This is a genomic window from Pseudomonas parafulva (assembly GCF_002021815.1).
In the GTDB taxonomy this organism is placed as follows: Bacteria; Pseudomonadota; Gammaproteobacteria; order Pseudomonadales; family Pseudomonadaceae; genus Aquipseudomonas; species Aquipseudomonas parafulva_B.
Window position 1 is genome coordinate 1,520,639 of record NZ_CP019952.1, and the last position, 20,231, is coordinate 1,540,869.

The following is a 20,231-nucleotide window of genomic DNA, read 5'->3' on the forward strand; positions in this document are numbered from 1 at the left end:
TACGCGGCGCGACGCCGGTCGACGATGTGCGGCGCTACCGGCTCACTTGGGGTACAGCGGTGGCAGGCTGCCGCTCTCGCCAGTGGGCAGCAGCACCTGTTCGGCCGGTGGAATGGTGCCGATCGCCCGCCACAGGTCTTCGCCTTGCCAGTGCTGGCCGCTTTCGCTGTACAGCGCACCGTTCAATCCATCCAGGGCGTCGGACAAGGGCACGAAGCGCGCTGCCATTTCGGCCAGGGTCTGCGGTTGTTGCCGCGCCCAGGCATCCAGGGCCTGGCGCGTGGCCTGGGGGTCGTTGGCCAGGCAGGCACGCTTGAGGTCGTCCAGCAGGGTCCGAGGGCTGGGCCCTGTCTGTGCCGCACGCAGCACCGCTGGCTGCGAACGGGCGCGCCACCACAGGGTGAAGCCCAGTAGCGTGGTCAACGCAAGCACAAGGGTCGCCACCTGCCAAGGCCACAGCAGCATGCTGCTGCCATTGCCCACCACCGGAGTCTCGGCCACCAGGGCGGGGTTGTCCTGCACGGTGATCGAGCGTGCAGGCAGGCCACTGTGCTCGAGGTGATCTTCGCGTGTGTTCCACCAGGTCACTTCCAGCGCAGGTAAGGCCAGCGGGCCGCTGTGGGTAGGGATGAGCGCCTCGCGTTCCTCGCGGGTGGCTGTCATGCCCCGTTCGCTGATCTCGTTGCGCAACAACGGCTGGTCGGGGTAGCGGCGCAGGCCGTTGGCCTCGGTGGGCGGCACTGGCGGCAACTGAGCACTGGACAGGCCTTCGGCGCGCAGGGTGACGGTGCGGGTCAACGAGTCGCCGATCTGGGTCTGCTGGGCTGCAGGATCGGGGCTCCAGCGTTCCTCCAGGGTCAGACTGCGCGCGGGCAGCCAGGGCAGTCCGGCTGGCCACTGGGCCGGGACGGGCCGTACCGTCAGGCGCAGCGGCAGTGAGCTGACCTGTATCTGGCGGCCGGCACGTCCAGCGCCGTTGCCGTTCTGCTCGGCCTGGCTGCTGGCCGCAGCCGTGGCGGTGAAGGTCAGTGAAGGAATGTCCAGGGTGCCGCTTTGCTGGGCATAGACCGCATAGCGCGTTTCGATCACGCCATGGCGCACACCCTGGATTTCCTTTTCGTAGGTGCGCGATTCGCCCAAGGGCTCGACCTTGGCGTTGTCCAGTTGCAGCGGGCTGAGGCTGCTGTCGTCATACAGCGCCACCGAATGGTAGATGCGCAGGGTCAGTACAGCCTGGGCCTGCACGTAGACATCGGTGCTGTCCAGGGTTGCCTCGATGAATACCTGGGCGTTGTCCTCGCGGTTGGCATCGGCTTGCAGCACTTGCAGGTCCACCGGCTGGCTGAACGACTGCCCCAGTTGCAGAGCAGGAATCTGCAGGCTGCCGCTGCGCCGGGGCAGGAGCGTGATGATCCAGCGGGTGCTGGCGCGGGTTTCGCCATCGAGGGTGTGCAAGCTATTCAGCTGCCGGGTGCTGCGCACCTCGAAGTCGCCTTCCAGGGCTCGCAGGTCAGGCTTGCCGAACTCGGTCACATCCTGGCTTTCGAGGGTCAGCTCCAGGCTCTCGCCGGCTTCCAGGCGGGTACGGTCGACACTGGCCTTGAGCGACGGCTCGGCATGAGCCAGCAGGTTCCAGAGCAGCATGAGGAGAAAGACGCCGCAGCGACTCATCGTGGGGTTTCCTGTTGCAATTGCTGTTCGTACCAGAATTTGCGCCGGAGCAACTGCGCGGGATTGTCGGGGATTTCTCGTAGCCATTGTTCAAGCGCCTGGCGTTGCTCGGCATCCAGCGCGGTGGTGACAGGCGTGTGGGGTGGTTCGACCACATCGTCATCCTCGCCTGGCGGGTTGCCAGGTGCACCCTGGTCACTGCCGTCGCCTTGCGCCGAGGCGCCGTCCCCCGCCTGCTCGTCGGAACCGGGCGCAGGCTCTGCCGGGCTGCCTTGTGCGCTGCTGTTCCCCTCGGTTTCACGGCCTGGCGAACCCTGGGCTTCGGTGCTGGCGGGCTGTTCGGCAGCTTTGCCCTGGCGCTGGGCCAGCATTTGCTCGACCAGGGCCTGATTGTCCAGCGCCGCCTGCAAGTCCGGCTGACGCTCCAGGGCTTGATCATACGCGTCCAGCGCTGCTTCCAGTTCACCACTGTACGCCAGGGCATTGCCGCGATTGTAGTGGGCGGCGGCGGTGTCCACCTGCAGAAAGGCCTCGGCGGCGCCGGCATAGTCGCCCGCCTGGTACAAGGCCATGCCCCGCCATTGGGGGTCACGGAAGCGGCCGGCGGCTTCGGCGGCTCGACCCTGTTCGAGCAGGCGCTGGCCTTGCTGGTCGAGGCGCAGCCACAGATCCTCGAGTTCGAACGCCTGGCCGGGCTGGGGCAGGGCGAGCAACAGGGGCAGGCAGAATAGCCAACCCCGCCGACCGGCACAGGCTGCCAGCAACAGCAATGGAATCAGCAGCCAGTACCCCTGGTCGGCCCAGCTGTCCAGTTGCAAGGTCTGGCCCTCGCTGCGTGTGCTGCGCGGGTTGTCGAACAGCCCGAGGCCGCGCAGGTCCAGGTCATCGATGCGGGCATGCCGGTAGCGCCCGCCGGTGCCGTTGATGAAGCCTCTAAGGGCTGCACTGTCCAGCCTTGGCAACAGGATCGCGCCCTGGTCATCCTTGAGAAATTCGCCGTTGGCCTGGCGCACTGGCGCTCCGTCACGGCTGCCGATGCCCAGCATCAGCAGGCTCGGACCATGGCGACCCAGTGCCTGGCTGATGCCTTGGCGCTCGGCGGCGCTGAGCGAGGACCCGACCAGCAGCAATCGCCCCTGGCCAAGGCCGCTCTGGGCGAGCAGCGCCAAGCCCTTGTGCACGGCAAGGTCTGCCCGTTGGCCGGGCTTGGGCATGATCGAGGGGTCGAGCGCTTCGAGCAGGTTGCGGGTGGTGGCCAGGTCATCGGACAGCGGCACCAGGGTATGCGCCGACCCCGCGTAGACCACCAGTGCGGTCTGGCTGTCACGGCGGTGCTCAAGTACGTCGAGGACCTTGCGGCGCGCCTGCTCAAGGCGATTGGGCGGACTGTCCTCGGCCAGCATCTGCGGGGTCAGTTCCAGCAGAATGACCAGAGGGTCGGCAGGCCGCTGGTGGTTTTCCTCCACGCGTTGCCAACTCGGGCCCAGCAGGGCCAGCACCACCAGCAGCCAGGCCAGGCCCAGGGCTATCCAGGGTAGCTTGCTGGTGGCGCCGCTGCCGCCACCGAGCAGCACGTTGTGGAAGGCCGGGGGCAGGATCACTTGCCAACGCCCGGCGCGCCTGCGCCGGTGCCATAGCTTGAACAGCAACCAGCCGAGCACGGGCACGCTCAACAACCACAGCGGGCGCAGCCATTGGGGCCACAGATCAATCATCGCGGCCTCCTCAGGCGCAGGCGTTTGAGGCGCTGCCGCCATTGTGGGTGCGGTTGCAGAAAGCGCGGCTTGCGCAGCTGGCGCTGCAGCGGGTTGTCCGGCCACTGTTCGCTGATCACCAGCAGCACGCTCAGCAGCAACGCCAGGGCCAGCGGCCAGGCATACAGGGCCTTGGCGGTACGCGCCTGGGTCGGCTGCTGCGCCACAGGTTCCAGCCGGTCCAGCGTGTCGCCGATGGCGTCGAGTTCGGCGCCATCATGGGCGCGGAAATACGCGCCCTGGGTGGTCTCGGCGATTTCGCGCAAGGACGCTTCATCCAAGTCCAGGCTGGGGTTCAGGCCCAGCAGGCCAGGGGTGCCGGTGGCTTGCGGGTCGGCGCCAATGCCGATGGTGTAGATGCGCACGCCCTCCTGAGCGGCCAGACGGGCGGCGGTGAGGGGGTGGATCAACCCGCCATTGTTGGCCCCGTCGGTGATCAGCACCAGTACCCGGCTCTGCGAGGGCCGCTGGCGCAGCCGCTTGACGGCCAGGCCGATGGCGTCGCCGATGGCGGTGTTCTTGCCGGCGATGCCGATCTGGGCTTCATCGAGGAAGGTGCGCACCGTGCGCCGGTCGAAGGTCAGCGGAGCCTGCAGGTAGGCCTGGCTGCCGAACAGGATCAGCCCCACTCGGTCACCTTCACGGTCCTGCAAAAAGTCGCCCAGCAGGGCCTTCACCAGGTCGAGCCGGCTGATGTCCTCGCCTTGCCACTGCATGTCCGGGAAGTCCATCGAGCCAGACACGTCCACCGCCACCAGTAGATCGCGCCCACTGGCTGCCACCGGCATCGGCTCGCCCAGCCATTGGGGGCGAGCGGCGGCGCACAGCAACAGCAGCCAGATCACGACGAACGGGGCCTGCTGGCGCCAGGTTGGCAGGTTCAGACGGGCGCGGCGCCCCGCCAGGCTCTCGAGCTCGTGCAGGAAGCCGACTTTCAGCACGGGCTCGCCACTGTCGGCGGCAGGCAGGACGAGCCGTGCCAGCCAAGGCAGGGGCAGCAAGGCGAATATCCACGGCCAGGCCAGTTCAAACATGCTTGCGAATCCAGGTTTCCACCGCCTGGCTGAGCCCGGCGATGGCCTTGTCGTCCAGGCGGCATTCGGGCTTGTAGGCCCCTTCGACCAACACCATCCAGCGGGTCAGGCCTGCCGCCGGGCAGCGGTTGTCAAGAAAGGCCAGCCACTGCCGGCCATTGAGCGTGTGGCTGTTGGCCAAGGGGTAGTGACTGCGACACAGCCGTTTGAGCAGGGCGTTGATCTGCTGCAGCCAGGCGCCGGCAGGCGCTTTGTCATAAGGGCGGGGCAGGCGCGCCAGTTCCTCGAGGGCGGCCACGCGCACCGGGTCCAGCGGCTGCTCGGTGCGCGGCACCGGCCGTTTGCGGGGGCGCCAGTGACGCACGCGCCACAGGCCCCAGGCCAGCACGGGCACCAACGCCAGCAACAGCCACCAGCCAGGCGCCGGCGGCCATGGGCTGATCGGCGGGGGCGCGATCAATGGCTGCAACTGGTCAAGCGGGTTCATGAGGCGTTGCCCAGGCGTTGTGCGCTCAGGTAATCGCGCAATTGCTCGATCATCTCGCTTTGCGTGGTCAGGGGCATCAGCAGCACCCTGAGCTTTTGCGCCATCAATTCCCAGCGCTCGATGCGCGCCTCGGCCTGTTGCCGGTAGGCCTGGCGCAGCCCTTCGTCCAGCGTGTCCAGTTCCAGCTGCGCACCCCGTTGCGCGAACCTCAGCAAGCCGGCTGCCGGCAGGGCGTGGTCCAGTGGGTCCGATACCGGCATCAGCAACAGGTCGCAGTGACGGGAGAGCATGGCCAGGTGCTGTTCGCACTGGGGCGTCAACGAGCGCTCATCGCAAATCACGATGGCCAGGCTGCCAGGCCTCAATACTTCCCGCGCCCTGCGCAGCGCAAGGCCGAGGCTATCGGCCTGGGCCACGCCTTCGGTGTGCAGCGACTGGTTGACCTTGGCCAGGCGATTGAGCAGTTGCAGCAGGCTTTGCTTGCTGCGCCTGGGTTTGATCTCGTGGGGATCGTTGTCACCGAACACAAGCCCCCCGATCCGGTCGTTGTGCCCCAGCGCGGCCCAGCCGAACAGGGCAGCTGCCTGAGCCGCCAGTACCGACTTGAACACCAGCCCGGAGCCGAAGAACAGCCGCTGGCTCTGCTCAACGAGAATGAAGATCGGCCGCTCGCGTTCTTCGTGGAACAGCTTGGTGTGGGGCTCTTGGGTACGGGCAGTGACCCGCCAGTCGATATTGCGCACATCGTCACCGGCCTGGTACACCCGCACCTGATCGAAGTCCACACCCCGGCCCCGCAACTTGGAATGGTGCAGGCCCACCAGCGGGCTGCGTTGGCCGGGGTTGGAGAACAGTTGGATTTCGCGCACGCGGTGGCGCATGTCGATGAGTTCGGCAAGGGTGATGCGAATGCCGGGTTCGATCAGCGGGGCGCTGGACATGGGGTCAGGCAACGGCCACGACGTCGAGGATACGCTGCACGACCCGGTCCTGGTCGACCCCCGCCGCCTCGGCTTCGAACGACAGGATGATGCGGTGGCGCAACACGTCGAACAGTACCGCCTGAATGTCCTCGGGGCTGACGAAATCGCGCCCAGCAAGCCACGCGTGGGCCCGTGCGCAGCGGTCCAGGGAAATCGAACCGCGCGGGCTGGCGCCGTAGGCAATCCAGTCGGCCAGTTCGTTGTCGAATTTGGCCGGCGTACGCGTGGCCATGACCAGTTGCACCAGGTACTCCTCCACCGCGTCCGCCATGTACAGACCGAGGATTTCCTTGCGTGCTGCGAAGATCGCCTGCTGGCTGACCCGCCGTTCGGGCTTGGTCTCACCCCCCAGCGCCTCGCCACGGGCCTGGGCCAGGATGCGGCGCTCCACGGCGGCGTCGGGGAAGCCGATCTTGACATGCATCAGGAAACGGTCGAGCTGCGCTTCGGGCAGGGGATAGGTGCCTTCCTGCTCGATCGGGTTCTGCGTGGCCATGACCAAGAACAGCGGCGACAGGTCGTAGGTACTGCGCCCCACACTGACCTGACGCTCGGCCATGGCTTCGAGCAGCGCCGATTGCACCTTCGCCGGCGCCCGGTTGATTTCGTCCGCCAGCACCAGGTTGTGAAAGATCGGCCCCTGCTGGAACACGAAGCTCCCCGTCTCGGGCCGATAGATCTCGGTGCCGGTGATGTCGGCGGGCAGCAGGTCAGGGGTGAACTGGATACGGTGAAATTGCGCCTCGATGCCCTCGGCCAGTTCCTTGATGGCCTTGGTCTTGGCCAGGCCCGGTGCACCTTCCACCAGCATGTGGCCATCGGCCAACAGCACGATCAGCAGCCGCTCGACCAGCTTTTCCTGGCCAAGGATCTGGGAAGAGAGAAAGGTGCGCAGCGCGATCAGCGCCTCACGGTGTTCCATCGGCGACGGTTCCTGATAGAGGACCAGGCGGCTGATGGCAGCGGCCCGGCAAGGGTTGATACTTTAATCCATCCGAGGGGGTGGCGACCAATGGCGGCTTGGAAATTTCTCCATCCTCGGCTACCTGGCACCCGGAAATGTCCTGCCCGATGATCGCCATTGCCTGATGGTTCGGCATCGTACCGTGGCGCTTGCTTGTGCTTTTCAGCCAGGCAGGTAGCACTACAATGAATACGCACATCACCGGGAGCCACAGGGCAGACGCTATCGAAATACGTCTGGGCCTATTCTTCGACGGCACGGGCAACAATCAGCACAACACCACGGTGTCGCACGGCAAGGGGGCAAGCTACGACAATGCCTTGAGCAACGTCGCACTGCTGCATGACCTCTATGCGCAGCAACCGGAAGACGATGGGCAGCGCGTCGTGCTCAAGCACTATGTCCAGGGGATTGGCACCCAGGCTGGGGAAGCCGATGACATCTATGCATCGGCCACCGGTCGCGGGCGTACGGGCATCCAGGCGCGTGTGGAGCAAGCGCTGGCCGATATCGCCGCGCTGTTGCGCGACTGGCAGCAAGGCCATCGGCAAACGCGCATCGAGCGGATAAGTGTGGACCTGTTCGGTTTCAGCCGCGGTGCAGCGGCGGCCAGGCATATGGCCAATGTGTTGCGCAACGAGCCCGCGCGTTTGTTTCCACACTGCCCGATCGTCATCCATTTCATCGGCTTGTTCGACACGGTGGCAGCCATCGTTGCACCCCTGCAAGGGGATTTCGACCCCGCCGATACCCGTCAGGGTGGGCTGCAGCTCGGGTTGCCCGAAGGCATTGCCAACCATGTCGTGCAACTGGTGGCCGGGGATGAGCAGCGCCACAACTTTCCCCTGATAGGCAGTGGGCACGACATCGTGCTACCGGGTGTGCATTCGAATATCGGTGGTGGCTATCAGGATGTGGTCGACGAAGACGTGCTGCTGTGCAAGCCCCAGTCCCAGCGGGTAGCGGCTGGGGTGCCTGCACAACAGACCGGCGTCTACACAGCCGTCGCCGCATTGATGGTCACCGCGTTCAAGGACCTTGGCCAACCGCCTGCGCGGGTGGTTAGTTGGGAACATCCTGTGCCTGGTGGGGAGCCCCGTGAACCGCAGAAACAGGTTTATGCCGCCATTGGTCGAAGGCGACAGGTAGCCGGGCAGCTGTCACGGGTCTACTTGAGCATCATGCGCGAGTACGCAGCGCGCGCGGGCGTGCCCTTTGCACCGCTGGGCTGCCACAGGCAGCACGCTGTACCGGAGGAGCTGCGTGGCATCAGCGACAAGTTGCATGCCTATGCGTTGGGGGCCTGCCCATCGCTGGAACTGACCGAGCCGGAGCAAACCCTATTGCGCGAGCGCTACATCCATACCTCGGCGCACTGGAATGCCGTCAAGGGCATGCGCAGCAGTTCACTGGACGTGCTGTTCATCGACCGGCCGGGCGTAGCGGGGCGGGTGGTGCATCCTAATCCTGTCTAGGGTGTTCGGGTGCAGAGTGGGGCTGCCTTGCACCAAATCCGTAGGCTATCGGGTTTTCCGGGGGTGCAGCTTAGCCGCGATGGGCCGCAAAGTGGCTCCCCGACATTCTCGGCTGCAAAGCTGAAATATTGGGGCCGCTTCGCGCCCATTGCGGTCAGTCCGGCCTCCCGGCAAGCCCGCTCCCACAAAGAATCCCTCACACCTCGGTATCCTGAGCCCTGCACGCTATCGATCACAGCGATAACCACTATCGAGCGGCCGGCCTCTCGCCTGGCAGCCCTTGCTCTTATACTCGCGGCCTGATTTAGCCTCTCGTGCGCCTGTCTCAGGCGCCCTGTCATGGAAGTGTGCACAATGCCAAGCGTCAGCCCGGCCCCTCGTGGTCTGCCCGAACACCAACAGCAAAGCCTGCTCCAGCAATGGCTGGCCATTCTCTCCGTGGCCGTGGGCGCGTTCGCCCTGGTGACCAGCGAGTTTCTCCCAGTAGGCGTGCTGAACGACGTCGCCAACGATCTGGGCATCAGCGCAGGGCTTGCCGGGCTGATGGTCACCTTGCCCGGCATCATGGCGGCCCTGGCGGCGCCGACCATTTCTGTCGGTGTCGGCAACCTGGACCGGCGCTACCTGCTGATTGGCCTGACCCTGATCATGATCCTGGCCAACGCCATCGTCGCCTTTGCCGGTAACTTCCACCTGTTGCTGCTCGGGCGCGTGCTGCTGGGGGTGAGTATCGGTGGCTTCTGGGCGACCGCCATCGCCTTGAGCAGCCGCCTGGCGCCCGAGGGCGTCGGGGTGGCCAAGGCCAATTCGATCATCATGGCCGGCGTCACCCTGGCCACGGTCATCGGCGTGCCGGTGGGTACCTGGCTCAGCGGGTTGATGGGCTGGCGGATGACGTTCCTGGTCACCGCTGTGGTAGGGGTGCCGGTACTGCTGGCGCAGGTCATGCTGCTGCCCCGGTTGATGCCGGAAAAGGCGATCCGCATCAGCGACCTGCCGGCGTTGTTCATCAACCCGCAAGCGCGCGTGGGCCTGATTGCCGTGTTGCTGATCGGCCTGGCGCATTTCGCGGCCTACACCTACGTGGCCCCTTTCTTCAAGCAAAGCGCCGGCTTCGATGGCCCAACCATTGGCTCATTGCTGCTGCTCTACGGTGTGGCAGGCTTCATGGGCAACATCTTCGCCGGCTTTGCGGCCAACCGCAGTGTGCGGCATACCCTGCTGCTGGTGGCATTGCTGATAGCCACCAGCACGGCGCTGTTCCCGCACTTTGCCACTGGCATGACGGGCGCTGCCATGCTGATCGCGTTATGGGGCTTTGCCTTCGGGGCGTTTCCTGCCTGCGCGAACATCTGGATGTTCGTGGTCGCGCCCAAGGATGTGGAACGGGGCATGCCGCTGTTCGTGGCCATGTTCCAGGTCATCATCGCCGTGGGCTCGTTCTTCGGTGGTCAGGTGGTCGATCACTTGGGCACCGGCGTGCTGCTGAGTGCGGCCACGGCACTGGTAGGTTGCGGTTTCGTGACGGTGCTGGTGCTCGGGCGCAGTGTCAGCAATGCGATGGTCAGCCAGCCGGGTTGAGCCTGGCAATGATCGACCCGCGTCTGGGCGGTGTGGGGGGATTGGAATGAACGCGGCGCACCGACTAAGGGTCGCATGTTCACACCCTCCAAGAAGGAAACCTGCAATGAAAGCGATGACTCGACTGTTCACTGGCCTGGCCCTGGTTGGCGCGATGGGCGCTTCTGTTGCCTGGGCCGATCAGCCCGGCGCCGACTGGAAAGTGAACAAGGATCAGGCCGAAGCTGCCCTCAAAGGCGCCGGTTACACCCAGATCACCAAGATCGAAGCCGATGACGGTCACTGGGAAGGCGAGGGGATGAAAGCTGACGGCAAGCAGTACGAGTTCAAGGTCGACCCGCACGATGGCCGTATCGTCAAGGATGAACTGGATAACTGAGTTCAGCCTGCATTCAAAGCCCATCAGGCCCACGCAACAGCGTGGGCCTGATGCATTGGGTCAGCGGCGCAGCAGGCGCGAGACTACCATGGCCAGCGCGGCACCGATGGCTACAGCTGCAAACGGCTTTTCCTTGACGAACGACGAGACGCAGTTCACGGCATCACCGTAAGTCTTGGTCACCTGGCCGGCAGCCTGACGGCCTTCGCCTTCGGCTTCCAGGGCCGGATCGTCGATCAGACGACCTACAGCGCTCTGGGCTTTACCGGCAATGTTCTCTGCTACACCTTCGATCTGTTCGCGTTTCATGGTTCGGTCATCCTTTCGCTAACGGGATTGGTTAAATAGCAAAAGGTTAGGGCTTTAGCGCCGCCCATTGGTTCCAACGAAAGCGGTCCCAACTACTGCCGCCCCGTGCACCTGCCGCTGCTACGTGCCCTCACGCACATGCCGTTCCAGGATCCTCGGCCCGCTGCCTTCCTCGCCCAATACATCCTGTGGGTTACGTAGCGGGCATTGCTGCAGCGACAGGCAGCCGCAGCCGATGCAGTTGTCCAGGTTGTCGCGCAACGCCTGGAGCAGACGGATGCGCTGGTTCAGGTCTTCTCGCCACGCGCTGGACATTTCGCCCCACTGAGCCGCCGTGAGCTTGCTGTTGGGCGGGTAGCGCCCCAGCGCCTGCTTGATGTCATCCAGGGCAATACCGGTACGCTGGGCCACCTTGATGATCGCCAGGGTGCGCAGCACCAGCGACGGATAGCGGCGTTGGTTGCCAGCTGTGCGCGTGCTGGCGATCAAACCTTTGCTTTCATAGAAATGCAGTGCCGATACTGCGATACCGCTGCGGCGAGCCACCTCACCTACGGTAAGCATCCGTGTCGAATCTGCTGCCATGCGGGTCGATCTCCAATGAGTGGCTGTGGTGCGTCAGAACGCTGGGGGGAAAGCAGCGGCGCTGGCGGGCATGCGGTCGCGGCGTAGCTGGTTGACCAGGCTGTAGCGATCAGCGGGGTAAAGGTTTTCGCAGACCGCCATCAGGTCGCCGTTTTCCTCGCGGTAGTGGCGCACCACGCACAGCGCCGGTGAACCCGGCTCGGCACTCAATACCTGTGCCTGTTGCAGGGTGAGCGACTGTGCCTGAATGTGCTGGTCGATCACCGCGATGACTCGCCCGTAATGCTGCTCGATCAGGCGGGCAATCAACTGCTCGGGATGTGCCTGGGCCAGCTCGATCACCTGCACGTAGTCGGATTGGGCATAGACGGCGCTTGCACACAGCGCCAAGGCGTGCCCGGCAGAGGTACGGTGCAGCGCCTCGATGCAGAAGTACTGTTCCCCTGGCACCAGTCCCAGGCGCTCGGCCTCTTCAGGGGCGGCCACGAATTGGCGGATATCGCGAATCTGACGCAAGGGTGCCTGAAGATGATGGGAGAGCTCTGCCAGGTTCGTGATCGATTGCCGGTAGCCAATCTGGGGGTGGCGCGCCTGGACACGTGTCCCAACGCGCTTGCGCCGGGACACCAGGCCCAGGCTCTGTAACTGCTCGACCGCCGCGCGAACCGTGTGCCGGCTTACACCATACAGCGCGCACAGCTCCATTTCAGTGGGCAACAGGCCCCCGACCGGGTAGCGGCTGCTGGCGATTGCCTCGATCAAGTCCTTGGCCACGGTGGCATAGCGGGCTTGGTGCATGGGTCGAACCTGTCTGGATGTTGTACAAAGGCGCCAGTGTACCAGCCGTCGGTCGCTCCCGAGCCAAGCTCCCCTCCATGGCCTCATTGCCCCTTGTGCGACCTCAGTAGCAACGCTGCCACCGCACAGCCGAGCAACGCCAGGCAGGCCAGGTAGAACGCATCGCTGTAGGCCATCAGGTAGGCTTCGCGGCCGATGGTGCCCGACAAACCTTCGAGCCACTGCTGTGAGTGCCAGAGCCATGTCTGCACGGTCGGGTCCAGGCGCGCGTGCAACTGCGGCTCGAACACGGTCACGTGCTCATGGATGCGCGCACTGTGCAGGCGTTCGCGCGTGGCCACCAGTTGGGTCAGGCCGGCCGTGCCGATGGCGCCACCCAAGTTACGCAGCATCGAGAACACCGCCGAGGCGGACCCGGCCTCGCGCTTGTCCAGCCCGGCCACTGCCAACACGGACAACGCGACCATGATGAAAGGCTGGCCGATGCCCCGCACCACGGTGGAAGGGATGATCACATTGTCGGCACTGTCAGCAGTCAGGCTGGCGCCCATCCAGCAGCCCAGCGCCATGATCATGAACCCGCTGGCCACCATGAACTTTGCGCTGGTCCACCTCATCAGGCGCGGCATCAACGGCGCCAGCAGCAGCTGCATGAGCCCGTAGGCGATCAACGCCACACCCACGTCTCGTGCACTGAAGCCCTGCAGTTGCGACAGGTAGTTGGGCACCAGAAACACCAGCCCGAAGGTGGCGGCGCCGAATATGAACATCGCCAGGCTGGCCACGCCGAAGTTGTAACGGCCCAGCAACCGCAGGTTGATGAACGCGCGCGGGCCGAACAGCTGGGTTGTCACGAACAGCACCAGGGCCAATGCCGACACCACGGTCATGCCGGTGATGAACGAAGACCCGAACCAATCCAACCGGCCGCCTTCTTCCAGCACGATCTGCAGCCCGCCCAGGCCGATCACCATGGCGGCGATGCCCAGCCAGTCACCGTGGCGCAGCAGCTGCAACTTCATCGGCCTGGCCTCGATGGACCAGGCAATGGCGCACAGCAACGCGATACCAGGAAACAGCTGCAGGTAGAAGATCCAGCGCCAGGAATAGGCATCGGTCAACCAGCCGCCGATCGAAGGGCCCGCGGCCTGCGCCACGCTGTTGGCCAGGCTGAACAAGGCCATGCCCATGGCCATCCGGCTGGCCGGCAATTCGGTGATGATCAGCTGGAACGACAGCGGAATCAGGACGGCACCGGCGGCGCCCTGAATTACCCGGATCACGATCATGGTTTCAAGGTTCGGCGCCCACGAACAGGCCACCGACGCGATCAGAAAGACCAGCGAGCCCGTCCACATCACCCGGCGCAGGGAGAACACCTCCACCAGCCAGGCCGTCAAGGGGATCATCACGATCTCTGCCACCAGGTAGGCAGTGGATATCCATGAGCCTTCCTCGAAGCTGGCGCCTAGCGAGCCGCGTATCTCGGGCAGTGCGGCGCTGGTGACGTGCACGTTCATGCCGGCCATGAAACAGCCGAACAGCCCGCCCAGCACGGCCACCCAGACGCGCAGGGATACCGGTTGTTCAGTGCGCATCGGCAGGCTCCGGCGTACGCGTGTCGACGGTGGTTACCACCGACATGCCGGGCAGTATCTGCGGCCCGTTTGCGGGCAAGTCGAGCAGGATGCGCACCGGAAAACGCTGGACGATCTTGGTGAAGTTGCCCGTGGCATTGTCCGACGGCAGCAGCGCGAAGACATTGCCCGAGGCCGGCGAGAAGCTCGCCACCTGACCTTTGAATGCATGGCCAGGGAAGCTGTCCACCTGAACCTGCACAGGCTGCCCTGGGCGCATCCGAGCCAACTGGGTTTCCTTGTAGTTGGCCACGACATAGGCTTGCGCCACCGGCACCACCGCCAGCAACGGCTGGCCTGGCGCCACGTATTGCCCTGCACGCACGCGGCGTTGGCCCACTACGCCTGCCACCGGGGCGCGCAGTACGGTGTCTTGAGCGTCCTGTTCGGCCAGCCGGCGTTCGGCGCGGGCGCTTTCGAAGGCGGCCTGGCGCTGCTGCAAGTCGGCCTCGGCCTGGGCAGCGCCGGCCTTGGCCATCCGTTGCTGTGCCTGTTGTTCACGCCATGCTGCCTTGGCCCCTTGCTCGACAGCCTTGGCCTGGTTGGCGGCGGCCAGCGCCTGCTCCAGCCGTTGGGTCGTGGCGGCCTCATCGCGTACCAAGCCCTGGTAGCGCTGCAGGTCCAGCTGGCTGCGACGACGTTCGGCGCTGGCACTGTGCACGGCGGCCTCGGCCTTGAGGGTTGCCTGCGCCTGCTGCTCGATGCGCTGCATGGCCAGCTCGCGGTGAGCCCGCGCTGCGTCTATGGCTGCCTGCGCCTGGCGTTCGGCAGCGCGCGCGCTATCCCTGCGGGCCTGGTAATCGCGATCCTGCAACCGCACCAGCACAGCGCCGGCTTGAACCGGCTGGTCATCTTCGACCTCTACCGTCGCCACATAGCCTGCCACGCGCGAACTCAATGCCACCCAATCGGCGCGGATGTAGGCGTCATCGGTACTTTCCAGGTAGCGCCCGGTGGTGAACCAGTAGCCAGCGAGCGCCAGTAGCGCCAGCACGCCCAGGCCTGCGCCGCCGATATAGACCAACCGCCGTCGTGTGCGAATGGTTGCATGCTCGGTAGTCGGGGTTGGGGTGGGCGTTTCTACAGCAGCGTTCATGGTGGGGTTCCATTGTCGAGTGGAGGCAGTTGCGCTTTGCGAGCGGTGGGCGTTGGGTGGTGAGCGGTGCCTGGGGCGTGGCGGATTCACCATCCCCCGCCCAGCGCGCGAAACAGGTCGATCTGCGCCCTGGCCACCTTGCCGCGCGCCTCGAGGAGCTGGTCATGCAGGGCAATCAGCTCGCGCTCGCTGTCAAGCAGGGCCAGCCCGTCCTGGGTGCCCGCACGGTAGCTGGCCTCTGCCAGGGCGAAGCCACGCTGGCTGTGCTCAAGCGCGGCCTGCAGCGAAGACAGGTGCTGCTGCTCACCGGCATGACGGGCCAAGGCCTGGCGCACATCCTTCAGGGCCTTGAGCGCGACGCTGCGATAGTGAGCGCGCTGAGCCTGCTGCAAAGCCTGGGCCTTGCCCAACCGGGCACGATTGGCTTGCAGGTTGGGTAATTCCCAGCTGATCAGCGGGCCGACGCCGAACGTGATGGCGCCGCTGGCACCCAGGCCATTGATGTGGCGATCAGCACTAGCCAGCTGGGCGCCAAAGCGAACCTTGGGGTACAGGTCGGCGCGCACGATGTCCGTTTCCAGGCCGGCGGCTTGCAACGCTCGTTCAGCCTGGCGTACGTCGGGGCGCCGCTCGAGCAGGTGCCAGCCATCGCCTGTGGGCAGCGCTGCCGTAAGCGAAGGGATGGCAGCGCAGGGTTGGGTGTGATCGACCGTGACCTCACCCGCCAGCGTGCTCAGCTCGAACAGTGCCACCTGGCGCCGCGCCTCGAAAACGGGTATCCGGGCGCGAACCTGCTCACGCAGGCCAAGCAGCCGCTCACCGTCCAGCGCCGTAGCGATGCCGGCCTGACGCCGGCGGTCGCTCAACAGCAGGCTGCGATCAAGGGTGTGTAGGGCTTGCCTGGCTTGACTCAGGCGAGCGGTGTAGACGCATTGTTCGATGTAGGCACGGCTGGTCTGGGCTGCCACCTGCAGCCCCACGGCATCGTGTGCGGCGGCCGCGGCCTGCGCTTGCGCCTTGGCGCGATCGATTTGGGCTTGCACCTGCCCCCACAGGTCCACCTGATAGGCCAGCTCCATGCCCGGATTGAACTGCCAAGAGGAAGTAGCTCGGCTGTCACGGGCTTGGGCCAGGGTCTGATCGTCACTGTCCCTGCCGTAGGTCGCAGCAATGCCCAGCGAGGTGGCAGGCAGGCGCTGCGCCTGGAACTCGCCAATGCCGGCCAGCAGTGCGCGCACGTTGGCTTGAGCCTGAGCCAGGTCCTGGTTATTGGCCAATGCGCGCTCCACCCAGTACTCGAGTTGCGGGTCCTGGTACAGCTGCCACCAGCGCCCGGGTAAAGGCTGTGCGCTAACCCCGGCCTGGGTCTCGGTCAAAGGGTTGACCCGCATGGCCGCAGGGGGCTGTTCGCAGACGACAGGGTGCGTGCAACCTGCCAGCAGGCCGAACGTCAGCACAGTGCAAAGGCGTACGGGGGAGGGGATCATCGACAAAGTGGGCATCATGAACATCGCTTGGCAGTCATGATGCAACGTTAACGAGACCAGTCAGGCCAAGGCTGCCGCAAGCGGGACAACCATGCGCGCCAGCCGGACAATCCGAGCCGTTTCAGCGGGGGCGTGCGCTACCGTCCTGCCAGTCGCTGGGCGCGCACCCCAGGATGCGCCTGAACACGGCTGCAAAGGCGCTGGGGCTCTGGTAGCCGTGTTCGAGCGCCACATTGATGATCGGCTGACCTGCCGCCAGGCACTGCTGGCTCAACATCACCCGTGCCCGAGCGCGCCATTGGCCGTGGGACATGCCCAGCTCGCGCTGGAACAGCCGGGCCACATTGCGTGTGCTCATGTTCAGCGCCGTGGCGCACTGTTCAAGGGCATGTTCCTCGGCTGGTGCCTGCAGCATGCGCTCGCACCAGGCCCTCAGGCGTGGGTGCGTCGGCAGTGCTATGAATGTGTCGATGCGCCTTGCATGGGCGAGCTCGCCCAGAATGAGCGCCCGTACGTGCTCGCCCTCCCGGATACCGAGCATGCGCGAGGCAGCCAGGATCAACTCACGCAGCAACCCCGTCACCACGATCACCTGGCAGTGGTCGACGTGGGGCGCCAGCAGCAGGGAGCGCATGCTGACAACGCCTTCCATGACAATCGCATGGCTGACGCCGGCCGGCACCCACAGCGCATTGCCCCCATGAATCACCCAGCTTCCCGAATCGGTACTCACATGCACAGTGCCACTGGCTGCGTAGATCAGCTGGTCGTGGGCGTGGCAGTGGCTGGCCACGTGATCGCCGGGGGCGTAATCCATTTCGAGTGTTTGCATGGCGGGATCCATTGTGGGAATGGATCCAATTGTAAGGGTGGATTGTGTGTAGATGTTGCGAAGCGTGGGGTAGCGTGCGTGATAAGTGCGATTGAATTGCTTGATCTTCTTAAAAGTTGAGGCTTGATTGCGGATTATTTGGTTTTTGCAGTTGTAACTGTGTAGCCGAGCGGAGTGTCTAGGGAGCGCTCAACGATCTATCCCTGGCATGCCGGCTGTCGAGGGAGGTCGGCATGCAGGAATTGGCCGTTACAAGCCTTCCTCAAGCGCGAGCAGCGCTTCGATGGTCTGCCGACGTCGGATCAAGCGCACGGCCTGGCCTTCGATCATGACCTCCGGCAGCAAGGGCCGGCTGTTGTAGTTGGACGACATGGAGGCACCGTAGGCACCGGCATCGTGAATCACCAGCAAGTCGCCGACCTGGGCCTGGGGCAAGTCCTGGGGGCAGAGTGCCTGGTCATCCTGAGTGAACACGTCGCCTGATTCGCACAGTGGGCCGGCCACCACGGTCGGTTGCCGCGGGCGGTCCACGGGGCGGCCATCGGCATCGAGCAGGGTCATGGCATGGTAGGCCCCGTACATCGCAGGGCGCATGAGGTCGTTGAAGCCAGCATCGACCAGCACGAACGTGTTGCGGCCCACCTGCTTGACGGCACGGACTTCGGTCACCAGATAGCCCGACTCGGCCACCAGAAAACGCCCTGGCTCGATCTCCATGCGCACCGGGTGGCCCAGCAGCGCTTCGATTTCCTGGCGTGCCACTGCCCAGGTTTGCGCGTAGCGCTGCAGGTCCACCGGCGTGTCGGTAGTGCGGTACGGCGTCGAGAGCCCACCGCCGATCGAGAACGCTTCGATATCGGTGTCCAGGCGCGCGATCAGCTCGATCATGGCGCGAGCCACCTGCTCCAGATGGGTGTAGTCCACGCCGGAGCCGATGTGCATGTGCACGCCCACCAGGTGCAGGCGATGGGCCCTGATGCAGGCGAGCGCCTGCGGCAAGTCTTCATGCCAGATGCCATGCTTGCTGTTCTCGCCCCCGGTATTGGTCTTGCGGCTGTGGCCATGGCCGAACCCCGGGTTGATGCGCAGCCAGACACGGTGCCCTGGCGAATGCTCGCCCAACTGGCGCAGCATGTCGATGGAGCCTGCATTGACTTCGATCTTTTCCACGATCACGCGTGCCAGGGTAGCGCGGTCCAGCACGTCGCAGGTCAGCACCACCCCCGCAGGCTCGCCCGCCACACTGGCGCCGGCTGCAAAGGCGCGTTCCATTTCCCCAAGCGATACTGCATCGAGTACCAGGCCGTGCTCGCGCATCAAGCGCAACACCTGCAGATTGGGATTGGCTTTCTGGGCGAAGCGTACGGTATCGAATGGCTTGAGCTGTTCTATCCGGCTGAGGATGGTGGCGGCGTCGTAGGCCCACAGGGGTGAACCGTACTGGCGAACGGCGTTGGCTAGGACAGAGAAGGGAATGGTCATGATCGAATGGCTCGGCACAGGTGGAAGCCGACAGCATGGCCCGTAGACTCGATTCAGAAAAATAGCTATTTTTGCGCCGTCCATTCATCTCTGATATGCCCTGAAAATGCAGTCGGTGCTCCCATGAAACTCTCCGCCCGCCACATCGAAGTGTTCCGCGCCATCATGGCCTCAGGTAGCGTCACAGGCGCGGCGCGTCTGCTGTTCACCTCGCAGCCGACCATCAGCCGTGAGCTGGCGCGGTTGGAGCACGTGACGGGCCTGCATCTGTTCGAGCGCACGGCCGGTCGGTTGGAAGCCACCGCCCAGGCGTTGCTGCTGATCGAGGAGGTAGAGCGGGCGTATGTGGGGCTTGAGCGCATCGAGCGTTGTGCCCAGGCCATTCGCAACTTCCAGCAGGGCCAGTTGGCCGTCACCTGCCTGCCGTTGTTTTCGCAGACCCTGCTGCCCAAGGTCTGCCAGCGTTTTCATAAGCAGCACCCTGGGGTGAGCGTGAGCATCAAAGCCCAGGAGTCGCCGCTGCTGGAGGAGTCCCTGGCCACCCAGCAGCATGACCTGGGCCTGACGGAGGTCGCGCAGATACCCCGTGGGGCGAGCGGGGAATTGCTGTTCAGCGCCGACATGGTCTGCGTGCTGCCTGAACACCATCCGTTGCAGGCCAAGTCACGGCTGAGCCTGGCGGATTTTCATGAGGTCGATTTCATCAACCTGGCCAGCCTGGACACCTATCGTCAGCGTCTGGACCACCATTTTCGCGCGGCTGGGGTTAACCGTCGCACGGTCATCGAGACCACCAGCGCCGCCTCGGTGTGCGCCATGGTCAGGCAGGGCCTGGGCGTAGCCATCATCAACCCCCTGAGCGGGCTGGAGGCCGCTCAGAGTGGCTTAACCATCAGGCCGCTGGACATCTCGATCGCCTACCAGGTGATGCTGGTCAGGCCAGACCATCGACCGGCCTCGGCGGCAGTCGAGCCGTTCTGCCAGACACTGCGCGAGCAGGCGCAGGCGATGCAGCGCGCCCTGGCTTAGCCCCCGTGGCCCGCGGCAAGCCTGCCCAGTGAACGACGGATCAAAGCTCGCAGACGAAAGTGCCGGTGCCGCTCAGGATGTTCTCCAAGGTTTGCCTGATCTCGTCCAGGTCGCTCAGCGTGCCGGTCAGGTTGATCTGAAGCACCTCATCACCGCGCAAGGCGTCTCGGTCACCTGCTGCCACTTCGATCAACAGGCTCGTTGCCTTCAAGGTCACTTTCAAGCCGTCCAGGGTCGAGGGCTCATCGTCCAGGGTCAGATCAACCGTGTCTTCGTCAGGGTAGCGGGTCAGCAAGAACATCTGACCTTTGTCACTGTGGCAGCACAGGGTTGCCATGTTGTCCTCCTCTTCATCGCAGGGGGTGGCGAACAGCACGGCGGTGTCGATTTGCATGGCAAGCTCGGATCTAAGGAAACGGAAGGGAATTCTGACAGTCTTGCTTACATGCATAAACGTAAAGTTACCGCCCCTTGAACGAAATTGTCGCAGCGCTGCAAGCCTTGATGACCGGTCAGTCGTTAAGCTTCGCCCAGTCCTGGGCGTGCATGCACACGCTCAACGCCTGGTTTTCATCGGTCGCCCTGCCTGCAATCGTCTATCGTTGACCCCGGCACGGCGCACGCAGCGACGCTTCAACTATTACAAAG

Annotated in this window: 20 protein-coding genes; 5 read left to right on the forward strand and 15 right to left on the reverse strand. The window is 64.7% G+C overall.

Going from position 1 to position 20,231, the window contains the following annotated elements; translation table 11 throughout:
• Nucleotides 1-42: 42 nt before the first annotated feature.
• Genes B2J77_RS06805 through B2J77_RS06830 form a run of 6 tightly spaced genes read right to left on the reverse strand, consistent with a single transcriptional unit; the run spans nt 43 to nt 6,851 of the window.
• Nucleotides 43-1,671, reverse strand: coding sequence for a BatD family protein (locus B2J77_RS06805; protein ID WP_078478240.1), 1,629 nt, complete (start codon nt 1,669-1,671; stop codon nt 43-45).
• Nucleotides 1,668-3,386, reverse strand: a complete 1,719-nt coding sequence (locus tag B2J77_RS06810) for a tetratricopeptide repeat protein (RefSeq protein ID WP_078478241.1) — start codon at nt 3,384-3,386, stop codon at nt 1,668-1,670. The genes B2J77_RS06805 and B2J77_RS06810 overlap by 4 nt, the downstream gene beginning before the upstream one ends.
• Nucleotides 3,383-4,459 (reverse strand): vWA domain-containing protein, encoded by a 1,077-nt coding sequence (locus tag B2J77_RS06815; protein WP_078478242.1) that lies wholly within the window; start codon nt 4,457-4,459, stop codon nt 3,383-3,385. The genes B2J77_RS06810 and B2J77_RS06815 overlap by 4 nt, the downstream gene beginning before the upstream one ends.
• Nucleotides 4,452-4,946 (reverse strand): DUF4381 domain-containing protein, encoded by a 495-nt coding sequence (locus B2J77_RS06820; RefSeq protein ID WP_058637649.1) that lies wholly within the window; start codon nt 4,944-4,946, stop codon nt 4,452-4,454. Before B2J77_RS06820 ends, B2J77_RS06815 begins: the two co-directional genes overlap by 8 nt.
• On the reverse strand, nt 4,943-5,887 hold the full coding sequence (locus tag B2J77_RS06825; protein WP_078479398.1) for a DUF58 domain-containing protein: 945 nt from the start codon (nt 5,885-5,887) through the stop codon (nt 4,943-4,945). Before B2J77_RS06825 ends, B2J77_RS06820 begins: the two co-directional genes overlap by 4 nt.
• 4 nt (nt 5,888-5,891) lie before the next feature.
• The gene (locus B2J77_RS06830; RefSeq protein WP_023533720.1) at nt 5,892-6,851 is read right to left on the reverse strand and encodes an AAA family ATPase; all 960 of its coding nucleotides are present in this window, start codon (nt 6,849-6,851) and stop codon (nt 5,892-5,894) included.
• Between the two features lie 227 nt (nt 6,852-7,078).
• Between B2J77_RS06830 and B2J77_RS06835 the strand changes: the two genes are divergently transcribed.
• The 3 genes from B2J77_RS06835 (at nt 7,079) to B2J77_RS06845 (ending at nt 10,328) form a co-directional block, all read left to right on the forward strand.
• Nucleotides 7,079-8,368, forward strand: coding sequence for a T6SS phospholipase effector Tle1-like catalytic domain-containing protein (locus tag B2J77_RS06835; RefSeq protein WP_078478243.1), 1,290 nt, complete (start codon nt 7,079-7,081; stop codon nt 8,366-8,368).
• A 354-nt stretch (nt 8,369-8,722) separates the two neighbouring features.
• Nucleotides 8,723-9,949: an MFS transporter gene (locus tag B2J77_RS06840; protein WP_058604510.1), complete on the forward strand. Its 1,227-nt coding sequence runs from the start codon at nt 8,723-8,725 to the stop codon at nt 9,947-9,949.
• 106 nt (nt 9,950-10,055) lie between these two features.
• Entirely contained in the window at nt 10,056-10,328 is a 273-nt protein-coding gene (locus B2J77_RS06845; protein ID WP_023533665.1) for a PepSY domain-containing protein, read from the forward strand.
• 60 nt (nt 10,329-10,388) lie between these two features.
• On the opposite strand, the gene B2J77_RS06850 is transcribed toward B2J77_RS06845, so the two are convergent.
• From B2J77_RS06850 to lysA, 8 genes are all read right to left on the reverse strand, one after another.
• Nucleotides 10,389-10,637, reverse strand: a complete 249-nt coding sequence (locus tag B2J77_RS06850; RefSeq protein ID WP_023533700.1) for a CsbD family protein — start codon at nt 10,635-10,637, stop codon at nt 10,389-10,391.
• 120 nt (nt 10,638-10,757) lie between these two features.
• Nucleotides 10,758-11,222 (reverse strand): redox-sensitive transcriptional activator SoxR, encoded by a 465-nt coding sequence (gene soxR / locus B2J77_RS06855; protein ID WP_078478244.1) that lies wholly within the window; start codon nt 11,220-11,222, stop codon nt 10,758-10,760.
• Between the two features lie 33 nt (nt 11,223-11,255).
• The gene (locus B2J77_RS06860) at nt 11,256-12,020 is read right to left on the reverse strand and encodes a GntR family transcriptional regulator (RefSeq protein WP_058637647.1); all 765 of its coding nucleotides are present in this window, start codon (nt 12,018-12,020) and stop codon (nt 11,256-11,258) included.
• A gap of 83 nt (nt 12,021-12,103) precedes the next feature.
• A complete protein-coding gene (locus B2J77_RS06865; RefSeq protein WP_078478245.1) occupies nt 12,104-13,618 on the reverse strand; it encodes an MDR family MFS transporter in 1,515 nt (504 codons plus the stop codon).
• Complete coding sequence (locus tag B2J77_RS06870; protein ID WP_078478246.1) at nt 13,608-14,753, reverse strand: HlyD family secretion protein; 1,146 nt, start codon at nt 14,751-14,753, stop codon at nt 13,608-13,610. The genes B2J77_RS06865 and B2J77_RS06870 overlap by 11 nt, the downstream gene beginning before the upstream one ends.
• A gap of 86 nt (nt 14,754-14,839) precedes the next feature.
• Nucleotides 14,840-16,255, reverse strand: coding sequence for an efflux transporter outer membrane subunit (locus tag B2J77_RS06875; protein ID WP_078479399.1), 1,416 nt, complete (start codon nt 16,253-16,255; stop codon nt 14,840-14,842).
• A 106-nt stretch (nt 16,256-16,361) separates the two neighbouring features.
• Nucleotides 16,362-17,072, reverse strand: a complete 711-nt coding sequence (locus tag B2J77_RS06880) for an AraC family transcriptional regulator (protein WP_078478247.1) — start codon at nt 17,070-17,072, stop codon at nt 16,362-16,364.
• Between the two features lie 249 nt (nt 17,073-17,321).
• Entirely contained in the window at nt 17,322-18,554 is a 1,233-nt protein-coding gene (lysA, locus tag B2J77_RS06885) for a diaminopimelate decarboxylase (RefSeq protein ID WP_058637643.1), read from the reverse strand.
• Between the two features lie 123 nt (nt 18,555-18,677).
• Here lysA and B2J77_RS06890 point away from each other — a divergent pair, with 123 nt between their 5' ends.
• Nucleotides 18,678-19,583, forward strand: a complete 906-nt coding sequence (locus tag B2J77_RS06890) for a LysR family transcriptional regulator (protein WP_078478248.1) — start codon at nt 18,678-18,680, stop codon at nt 19,581-19,583.
• A gap of 40 nt (nt 19,584-19,623) precedes the next feature.
• Here B2J77_RS06890 and B2J77_RS06895 read toward each other — a convergent pair whose 3' ends face one another.
• Nucleotides 19,624-19,977 (reverse strand): hypothetical protein, encoded by a 354-nt coding sequence (locus B2J77_RS06895; RefSeq protein WP_078478249.1) that lies wholly within the window; start codon nt 19,975-19,977, stop codon nt 19,624-19,626.
• A 77-nt stretch (nt 19,978-20,054) separates the two neighbouring features.
• On the opposite strand from B2J77_RS06895, the gene B2J77_RS21710 reads away from it, so the two are divergent.
• Nucleotides 20,055-20,189 carry a hypothetical protein gene (locus B2J77_RS21710; RefSeq protein ID WP_267128934.1) on the forward strand — a complete coding sequence of 45 codons (135 nt, stop codon included), beginning with the start codon at nt 20,055-20,057 and terminating at the stop codon, nt 20,187-20,189.
• Nucleotides 20,190-20,231 lie beyond the last annotated feature (42 nt).